At 47.8% G+C, this 8,800-nt stretch carries 9 protein-coding genes; 7 read left to right on the top strand and 2 right to left on the bottom strand.

Going from position 1 to position 8,800, the window contains the following annotated elements:
* Window positions 1-88: 88 nt before the first annotated feature.
* The 3 genes from CAG65_RS04835 to CAG65_RS04825 are packed head-to-tail and all read left to right on the top strand — an operon-like array spanning window position 89 to window position 1,285.
* Window positions 89-391: an ArsR/SmtB family transcription factor gene (locus CAG65_RS04835; protein ID WP_021705345.1), complete on the top strand. Its 303-nt coding sequence runs from the start codon at window positions 89-91 to the stop codon at window positions 389-391.
* A 17-nt stretch (window positions 392-408) separates the two neighbouring features.
* Window positions 409-828 carry a YeeE/YedE family protein gene (locus tag CAG65_RS04830; protein ID WP_021705344.1) on the top strand — a complete coding sequence of 140 codons (420 nt, stop codon included), beginning with the start codon at window positions 409-411 and terminating at the stop codon, window positions 826-828.
* A gap of 22 nt (window positions 829-850) precedes the next feature.
* Entirely contained in the window at window positions 851-1,285 is a 435-nt protein-coding gene (locus tag CAG65_RS04825) for a YeeE/YedE family protein (protein ID WP_161452554.1), read from the top strand.
* A 151-nt stretch (window positions 1,286-1,436) separates the two neighbouring features.
* On the opposite strand, the gene CAG65_RS04820 is transcribed toward CAG65_RS04825, so the two are convergent.
* On the bottom strand, window positions 1,437-2,336 hold the full coding sequence (locus CAG65_RS04820; RefSeq protein WP_202599264.1) for an endonuclease/exonuclease/phosphatase family protein: 900 nt from the start codon (window positions 2,334-2,336) through the stop codon (window positions 1,437-1,439).
* Window positions 2,337-2,629: 293 nt separating this feature from the next.
* On the opposite strand from CAG65_RS04820, the gene nrdD reads away from it, so the two are divergent.
* From nrdD to CAG65_RS04800, 4 genes are all read left to right on the top strand, one after another.
* Window positions 2,630-4,750 (top strand): anaerobic ribonucleoside-triphosphate reductase, encoded by a 2,121-nt coding sequence (gene nrdD / locus CAG65_RS04815; protein ID WP_161452548.1) that lies wholly within the window; start codon window positions 2,630-2,632, stop codon window positions 4,748-4,750.
* Between the two features lie 54 nt (window positions 4,751-4,804).
* Entirely contained in the window at window positions 4,805-5,275 is a 471-nt protein-coding gene (gene nrdG, locus CAG65_RS04810) for an anaerobic ribonucleoside-triphosphate reductase-activating protein (RefSeq protein ID WP_161452546.1), read from the top strand.
* An 83-nt stretch (window positions 5,276-5,358) separates the two neighbouring features.
* Complete coding sequence (locus tag CAG65_RS04805) at window positions 5,359-6,543, top strand: amino acid aminotransferase (protein WP_161452544.1); 1,185 nt, start codon at window positions 5,359-5,361, stop codon at window positions 6,541-6,543.
* 18 nt (window positions 6,544-6,561) lie between these two features.
* Window positions 6,562-7,242, top strand: coding sequence for an ATP-dependent zinc protease family protein (locus CAG65_RS04800; protein ID WP_161448444.1), 681 nt, complete (start codon window positions 6,562-6,564; stop codon window positions 7,240-7,242).
* A gap of 56 nt (window positions 7,243-7,298) precedes the next feature.
* On the opposite strand, the gene CAG65_RS04795 is transcribed toward CAG65_RS04800, so the two are convergent.
* Window positions 7,299-8,603, bottom strand: a complete 1,305-nt coding sequence (locus CAG65_RS04795) for an inosine/guanosine kinase (protein ID WP_161452542.1) — start codon at window positions 8,601-8,603, stop codon at window positions 7,299-7,301.
* Between the last annotated feature and the right edge of the window lie 197 nt (window positions 8,604-8,800).

The raw sequence follows: 8,800 nt of genomic DNA, 5'->3' as shown, positions 1-8,800 counted from the left end.
TTGCTAAATCTGTTAATGCTAATTTAGTATTGACTAAGTTTCATTTATTAGTAACATCTAAATAAGTCGTATGAGTATGAGACCTTCTATGGATACAGCCAACATTGATCAAATGAAATCAAACGTTGAGGAAGTGGCTGAGCTGCTCAAAATTATGGCGCATCCTGAGCGGCTTATGGTGTTGTGCCAGTTAACGCAAGGTGAAGTTGGGGCGGGTCAGTTGCAGAAGAACTCATCGCTCAGTCAGTCTGCGTTTTCTCAGCATCTCACGGTATTGAGAAAGCATCAGATGATTCAGGCGAGAAAAGAGTCGCAACAGGTGTTTTATTCCTTAGCGGATCCCAGAATTTCGCACCTGATCACCAGTTTGCACAGCGTGTTTTGTCAGTAGTGAAGGAGTGTGAAGTCATGTCATTTTCTTTTCCATGGGAATCATTAGCAGGTGGAGTGCTATTGGGCGTTTCGGCCACGATGCTGTTACTAGTGAACGGTAAAATTGCTGGTATTAGTGGCATTTTGAAAGGGCTATTAACGCCAAAGCACGAAGATTTTTCATGGCGATTGATGTTTATCGTCGGTATGGTTGCAGGTGGATTCCTTGGCGCTCTGGCCTATGCTGAGCACGCGCCAGACGAATTTAACTACAGCACTTTGATGTTGGTGGCGGCTGGCTTGTTGGTCGGTTTGGGTACTCGGTTGGGGAATGGCTGTACCAGCGGGCATGGCATTTGTGGGATCGGTCGTTTATCACGGCGTTCTATTGTGGCTACGATGACGTTCATGCTGGTGGCCGGTGTCACGGTGTTTATTCGTCTTCACGTCGTATGAGAATAAGAGAGTATTCTTGATGATGAACAAAGTGTTGTTTCGGTTGGCTGCTGGGGTTTCCGGTATGTTGTTTGGGTTAGGCATGGTGATATCAGGCATGGCTGATCCGGCCAAAGTGATCGGCTTTTTAGATGTTGCTGGCGAGTGGGATCCCAGTCTGATATTCGTGATGGGGGGCGCCTTGATGGTCTTCATGCCAGCGTACTTCTTTGCGATTCGAAAGACATCGGCGCCAGTGATGGCTCACACATTTTGTGTGCCAGACAATAAGCGTATTGATGCGAATCTTCTGAGAGGAGCGGCATTATTTGGTGTCGGTTGGGGAGTGGCTGGAATTTGCCCAGGTCCCGCAGTATCGAGTCTGGCGTTAGGTAACCCTGGGGTATGGACATTTTTTATCGCAATGATGGTGGGGATTGGAGCGATGCATTGGATGCTGACGTTCAAGAAAGTATAAAACGCACCCGCTCAGATGACATAACCTGACACACGTGGATGTGATTCGGGGAGGACCACCTATGTTCACAATTCGATATCAGTGTTCTATTACTCGGTGATGAAGAAGCGGAGCTAGCTGATGACCTCTGCCGGGAGACCCGGCAGAGCCGTTACCATTTCAGTTGGGTGCTGACAGGGCAATGATCGCTCAGTTTAAATTTGAGTACATCCTCACTGCTAAACGTATTTTGTTTTGCCGGCCCGGCATCGAAATCCGGACTGGCAATAATGTGATCGATCAAGGATCTAAACTGATGAGTGCGTTTAGGGTCTTTGTTGGAGCGAACCTTACATTCTGCTTTGGTGTAGCGTGTCGTCAATGTAGGTTCATCATCCAAACCTTTCACTAAGGTCGACCAAAACCAATCCCCCTGATAAGCCAGATTGTGATTGAAATCTCCCATAATCAGGTATGGCTGGCCAGTACGGGTTCGATCCAAAATCCACGTGTTGAGCGCTTTGGCCTGAGAATTAAGAATACGGCATTCTCGCTCATTTTGGTAAGCGCCGCTGCAACCAGCCTTCAGATGAACGGACAACGCATGTACGGGGCGATTTGAATCTGGATAAAGAATCACGTAAGTTGCAAATCGGAGTTTGCTACTTTGGCCTTTGTCCAGCCGGACATCTTTCACATTAGTGAACGGAATACCGCGCTTAATCGCAAACCCTGTATATTGATTGATGTCGCTAAACTGAAAGCGCCCGTTTCCGGACTCGGAACGGTCTGACATCACCAACTGGTAATCATCACCGACCACGCGATTGATAGCGCCATAATCATTCACCTCCTGAAATGCCAGGATCCCGGGTGTGAATTGACGAAAATGATTCGCAAGCTGTTTGAAGTCCTCTTCGTCACGTTGGGACTCTGTCACGGACGGCGACGGATTACTGGATAGCCATTCGATATTCCAAGACGTCACAGCGACTGATTGAGCAGTAGCAGGAAGTGAGAAGCCAAATAGTATCGCTGCCGATAAAAATGAACGAAAAATAGTCGTTTTCATACTTGATACACCCTTCTGATGTCTGTGTTCCTTATCCTATCAACTCTCGCAAAATATCAAGTTCAAATATGGGAAATAATTGAATTTTCACAGTTTCTTTTTCAATTGAGATCACGCGCAATAAGATCGATTTGTTCTTAATCTCCCGTCTGTTTTGGTTGATCTACATCAATACTTTTTAGTGGTCGTTCTCGTTAAATACGCCACAATATATTGTGGTAGTTAGATAAGAAATAACCCTATATGGTGTGTTTGTGGATAACTCTGCGAGCATGCTGGGGTAAGGAGAAAAAGTGAAACCAATCGTAATTAAGCGCGACGGCTCAAGAGCTCCGTTCAGCAGGGACCGCATTCAGGCAGCAGTGGAAGCCGCGGCGGAAAATGTCGATAAAGAAATCGCGATTTACGCACTGAATGTTGCGTTAGCGGTCGAGTTACAGCTTAAAGAATACGATGAAGTTCATATTCATGATATCCAGAATCGGGTCGAAAATGAGTTAATGCAAGGGCCGTATAAACAACTGGCCCGTTCTTACATTGAGTATCGTCACGATCGTGACATTGCGCGAGAAAAGCAAAGTGCACTGACACGGGAAATTGAAGGGCTTATTGAAGAAAGTAATGTTGACCTGATCAACGAGAACGCAAACAAAGATGGCAAAGTGATCCCGACTCAACGTGACCTATTGGCCGGGATTGTTGCGAAGCATTATGCGAAGACACACATTCTGCCACGCGATGTTGTTCAGGCCCACGAAGAGGGCGACTTGCATTACCACGATCTGGATTACGCCCCATTCTTCCCGATGTTTAACTGCATGCTGATCGATTTGAAAGGGATGCTGACCCACGGTTTCAAAATGGGCAACGCAGAGATCGACACACCTAAGTCAATTTCAACTGCCACGGCGGTGACTGCACAGATCATTGCTCAGGTTGCCAGCCACATTTACGGTGGTACCACCATCAACCGGATTGATGAGGTTCTTGAGCCCTATGTTGTCGCCAGCCATAAAAAACATCTGAAAATTGCGCACGAGTGGGATATTCACGATCCTCAAGCGTTTGCAGACGCACGCACGGAGAAAGAGTGTTTTGACGCTTTCCAGTCACTGGAGTACGAAGTAAACACGCTGCATACCGCTAACGGGCAAACACCGTTCGTTACGTTTGGCTTTGGTCTGGGGACGAGCTGGGCTTCACGTCTGATCCAACAGTCTATTTTGAAAAACCGCATTGCGGGTTTAGGTAAAAACCGAAAAACAGCTGTTTTCCCGAAACTGGTTTTCGCAATCAAAGATGGACTGAACCACAAATCAGGCGATGCCAATTACGACATCAAACAGCTTGCACTTGAATGCGCCAGCAAGCGGATGTACCCGGATATCCTTAACTATGACAAGGTTGTTGAAGTGACCGGATCGTTTAAAACGCCGATGGGGTGCCGCAGTTTTCTTGGAACTTATGAAGAGAATGGTGAGCTGGTCCATGAAGGGCGTAATAATCTCGGGGTAGTGAGCCTCAATTTGCCGCGTATCGCGATTCAGGCTCAGGGCGACGAACACCGTTTTTACGAGTTACTGGATACTAAACTTAAACTGGCACGACGTGCACTGGAGACTCGCATCAGTCGCCTGGAGAACGTACGTGCCCGCGTGGCCCCGATTCTGTATATGGAAGGGGCATGCGGAGTTCGGCTCAAAGCAGAAGACACCATTGCGGATATCTTCAAGCATGGCCGAGCATCTATTTCTCTTGGCTACATCGGCGTTCATGAAACCATTAATGCGCTCTATAGTAATCAGACACATGTGTACGATGACGCAGATCTGCGCGACAAAGCGGTGGCCATCATTACGCGACTTAAACAGGCCGTGAATCAATGGGCGGATGAGACAGGTTATGGGTTTAGCCTGTACGGCACACCCAGCGAGAACTTGTGCAATCGCTTCTGCCGTATCGATGCCAAAGAGTTTGGTGTCATTGAAGGCGTCACAGACAAAGGTTATTACACCAACAGCTTCCATCTTGATGTGGAAAAGAAAGTCAATCCGTACGATAAGATCGACTTCGAGTTACCGTATCCGCCAATTTCCAGCGGTGGTTTTATCTGCTACGGCGAGTTCCCGAACATGCAGCAGAACGTCGAGGCATTGGAAAACGTTTGGGATTACAGCTATACCCGAGTGCCTTACTATGGCACCAATACACCAATCGATGAGTGTTATGAGTGCGGTTACACCGGCGAGTTCGACTGCACCAGCAAGGGGTTTACTTGTCCGAAGTGCGGTAATCATGACTCTTCTAAAGTGTCGGTAACACGTCGTGTGTGCGGTTATCTGGGAAGCCCGGATGCGCGTCCGTTTAACTTTGGTAAACAGGAAGAAGTGAAACGTCGGGTGAAACACCTTTAATCCGGACATGCACTGCCGGGGCAGGTCTCCGGCAGTGCGACGCAGAGAATAACAATGAATTATTGCCAATATTACGCCGTTGATGTGGTGAATGGTCCCGGGACACGCTGTACGCTATTTGTTTCAGGATGCGTGCATCAATGCCGTGGATGCTACAATCAATCAACGCAAAAGCTCGATGCTGGTAGCGAGTTTACTCAGCAAGCCGAAGATCGGATCATTAATGATCTGAACGATACGCGGATAAAGCGACGTGGCTTGTCACTATCAGGTGGGGATCCGCTTCACCCTGCTAATGTTTCTGCTGTGCTTAAGCTTGTTAAGCGCGTCAGGAAGGAATGTCCTGGCAAAGATATCTGGATGTGGACCGGATACACGTTGCAAGAGTTAAACGATGCTCAGAAAGAGGTTGCCTCATACATCGACGTGCTGGTCGATGGGCGATTTGAACAGGATAAAGCAGACCCATCTTTGCAATGGCGTGGCAGTTCCAACCAAATCATCCACAAGTTCACCGAATTTTAATCGGATAAGAATTTTCGCTTCGAATTTTTATGAACAAGTGTTAACGTGAGTCACTACTTGAATTTCAAAGGGTTGTGACTTTCATGTTTTCACATTTACCAACACCAGCACTTGATCCTATTCTTTCTCTTTCTGTGGCTTACCGGAATGATCCTCGACCAGACAAGGTCGATCTCGGTATCGGCGTGTATAAAAACAGTGCCGGCGAAACACCGGTGATGGAAGCGATTAAGCAGGCTCAGGACATCGTTGTTGCTACACAAACCACAAAATCCTATGTCGGTCTTGCTGGTTGTGAAGAGTTTAACCAGTCGATGGTCAATTTGCTGTTATCGGGCACAGCTGCGATGGATCGTGTCGCCGCAATCCAAACACCTGGTGCCAGTGGCGCGCTGCGTATGTTGGGAGACTTAATGAAAGTGGCCCAGCCTGATACCACAGTGTGGATTTCGAATCCAAGTTATGTGAATCACAAACCCGTGATGGAAGCCGCTGGCCTGAAAGTGAAGTTCTATCACTATTTTAGCCCGGAAACCAAGCAGGTCGACGTGGCGCGCATGCTGGACGATCTGTCTAAAGCAGGGCCAAATGATGTGGTTTTGCTGCATGGTTGCTGTCATAACCCAACTGGTGCAGATATTGACTTTGCTGCGTGGCAGGAGGTCACCAAACTATCGATAATTAAAGGCTTCATGCCATTTGTCGATATTGCCTACCAAGGATTTGGTGATGGTTTGGAAGAGGACGCAAAAGGGCTGCGTTACATGGCCGACAATGTGGAGGAGATGATGATCACTACATCCTGCTCCAAGAACTTTGGCTTGTATCGCGAACGGACTGGTGCGGCTATCGTGGTGGGTAAAAACCATGTGGATGTTGCCAACGCCAAAGGTAAACTGTTGACGCTGGCACGCGCCACCTACACGATGCCACCGGATCATGGTGCCGCCCTGGTTAAAACTATCCTGCGGGATGATAAGCTGACCCAAGTGTGGAAAGCGGAACTCAGTAGTATGCAACAACGTCTTGTGGCGCTACGCCATTCATTGTGTGAAGAGCTTCGTAACGTTCATGCAACGGCTCAGTTCGACTTTATTGAGTCACACAAAGGCATGTTCACTGTGCTAGGATTTACACCAGAACAGATGGCACAACTGCGTGAAGAATATGGGATTTACGGTGTGGGAGATGGCCGAATTAACATCGCCGGCCTGACCGAGAAACACATCCCTTATGTTGCCAGTGCTATTGTGAGCGTTTCAAAATAATTACTATCGGGTATTTGAATGAACAAACCATGGAAATTGTTATTACCACTAATGTTGTGCGGTGGTCTGGTCGCCTGTACGACAACCAGTCAAGTTCCAGTGGAGCCGGAAACACAGCCTAAGGTTGAGAACCCCAAAACGGAGGTAACCACACCAGAAGTGGTTCAACCGGAAACCCAACCGAAGGAAGAGGTTAAAACCGAGAAGGTTGAACCTGAGGTGAAGCCTCAGGAAGTGAAACCTAAGCCAAAACCGCTACCGAAGAAGACATCGGATGGAAAACTGATTCTGGGCGAGCAGGAATGGGTATATGTTCCTGGTTTGACCGAGTTCTTTAAAGCGAGAATCGATACCGGCGCAACGACTTCATCCATTAGTGCTATTGACGTGATCCCTTTTGAACGCGATGGCAAAGAATGGGTTAAGTTTAAAATTGAGCATGACAAGCTCAAGAGCAAAGAGCTTGCTTTGCCAGTTGAACGTTGGGTTAAGATTAAGCAGTCCAGTAGCGATGAATCTCAAAAACGTGCGGTTGTCGCTGCCTGGATCCAGATTGGTGACTTAAAACAAAAGACGGAGTTCACGTTGGCAGATAGAACCCATCTGGCGTTTCCGTTGTTACTCGGTAGAAGTTTCTTCAATGATGTCGCTGTCGTGGATGTCAGCCGTAAGTTTGTTCAACCAAAACAAACCAAGTAACCGATATTGATGAATAAAGAAAAACCCGCCGGTGGCGGGTTTTTTTGTGTTTGATATCAGCGATCCCAGTAGGCTTCTTCCAGACTGTCTTCTCGCTCAGGAAGGGCGCGCGACAGGCGAGGAGAGTGCTGAGTGAGTACTTCATAGCTGACCCGGTTGGCGTATTTACAAATCTGCGACAACGATGAGTAGGTCAGGTAGGTGTGATCGTGTTTCGATGAGTTAGGCACGTTCCTAAGATGAAAGCTGTTGGCGGCCATATCGTGTAACAAGGCTGACAATGCCGCATCTCCGGCACCATTGGTGTTTTTGATCTCTAAAGGTCCGCCTAAGTATGGCCCGATGTGAGAATAAACCCGTTGCGGGTGCTGACAATCCGACTCACGCATCGCGCGACTGAACTCGAACTGGTTGAAGCTGGCAATAGGTCCTTCAAGGATCGGTAGCTCAGTTTCGCGCAGTGCTGATTTGTCTGTAAAACCTGCCATATAGAGGCCATCTGGGCCTGCGGTACACAACACCAGATCGACCCAGTCCAGCGCTTTATTTGCAGCCAGCAATGGCGTCTTCTCGTCAGTCAGCGCGTGACCTTCTTCTTCATTCATCGCCACAATGGTGATGTTTTCTTTGATGTAGTCCTGCCACCATTTTTCATTGCCTTCGATCACGTACTTAGTGCCCAGCGTCAGGACGACAGGTACGTTTTTCTGTTTAGCGATGTCGATGGCACGTGCGACGGCTGCTGGCATCGGGTCTTCTGGTTTTCCTCGCATCAAATATGAAGAAACCACCAGGGCTGAGGCTTTATCAAAGACTTCTTCAGGAATGCTGTCCGGACGCAGTTGGTTCATATGACCTTCGTTGATCGCGAAGGTACGTTCCCCGTCGTCAGAAATCAGGGTATAACAACGCCCGATTGGGCCGTCCACCATTTGCAGGTGGTTGAGGTTCATACGTGACGAAGTACGACAAAGATACCGATACGCAAAAGACCCAACCTCGATATTCTTTGACATTACACCAAGCAGAACCGATTTGCTGTCAGCCAACACAGAGTAGTTGTGCAGAGTGTTACCTATGGTATCTCCCGGATACTGATGTGTGATCAATCCACGCTCAACCAGTTCGTCATAGAGATCGTCCGCTTTGCTTTCTTCCAGAACCAGAGAGTGCCCTTTACTCAGTTCGTATTTATTTAGAAACTCGTCATCAACGCGTGCTTCAATGTCTACGATTGTCTGGCCTACGCCGACAATAAAAGGTCGATATAATTTAGGTGCTTGTCGAGCTTGGTTTAAGATTGGATCGCGGGCGTGAGTAGGGAAGTAGTGCTTAGATTTGCGCTGTCCGGGAAACTTCATGTTGTCAGTGAGGTTGAAAATTTTGCCGCATCATATCACACAAAGAATAGATAGTTTTCATCTTTATTACATAAAAAGGCGACAACGTGAGCAGTCGTCGCCTTCTTAGATTCTGGTTGATTATTTCTTATCTGTTGTGTACGCGCCGTAAGCTTTGGTTCCCCATAACGGCACGGTCGACAAGCTATGCTTAAAGC

The organism is Vibrio sp. V39_P1S14PM300, assembly GCF_009904765.1.
GTDB classification, from domain to species: domain Bacteria; phylum Pseudomonadota; class Gammaproteobacteria; order Enterobacterales; family Vibrionaceae; genus Vibrio; species Vibrio proteolyticus.
This window is presented reverse-complemented; position numbering and strand designations above follow the sequence as displayed.

Coding starts and splice junctions, on each gene's coding strand:
- CAG65_RS04835 (WP_021705345.1), top strand. CDS start 89: ATGGATACAGCCAACATTGATCAAATGAAATCAAACGTTGAGGAAGTG.
- CAG65_RS04830 (WP_021705344.1), top strand. CDS start 409: ATGTCATTTTCTTTTCCATGGGAATCATTAGCAGGTGGAGTGCTATTG.
- CAG65_RS04825 (WP_161452554.1), top strand. CDS start 851: ATGAACAAAGTGTTGTTTCGGTTGGCTGCTGGGGTTTCCGGTATGTTG.
- CAG65_RS04820 (WP_202599264.1), bottom strand. CDS start 2,336: ATGAAAACGACTATTTTTCGTTCATTTTTATCGGCAGCGATACTATTT.
- nrdG (WP_161452546.1), top strand. CDS start 4,805: ATGAATTATTGCCAATATTACGCCGTTGATGTGGTGAATGGTCCCGGG.
- CAG65_RS04805 (WP_161452544.1), top strand. CDS start 5,359: ATGTTTTCACATTTACCAACACCAGCACTTGATCCTATTCTTTCTCTT.
- CAG65_RS04800 (WP_161448444.1), top strand. CDS start 6,562: ATGAACAAACCATGGAAATTGTTATTACCACTAATGTTGTGCGGTGGT.
- CAG65_RS04795 (WP_161452542.1), bottom strand. CDS start 8,603: ATGAAGTTTCCCGGACAGCGCAAATCTAAGCACTACTTCCCTACTCAC.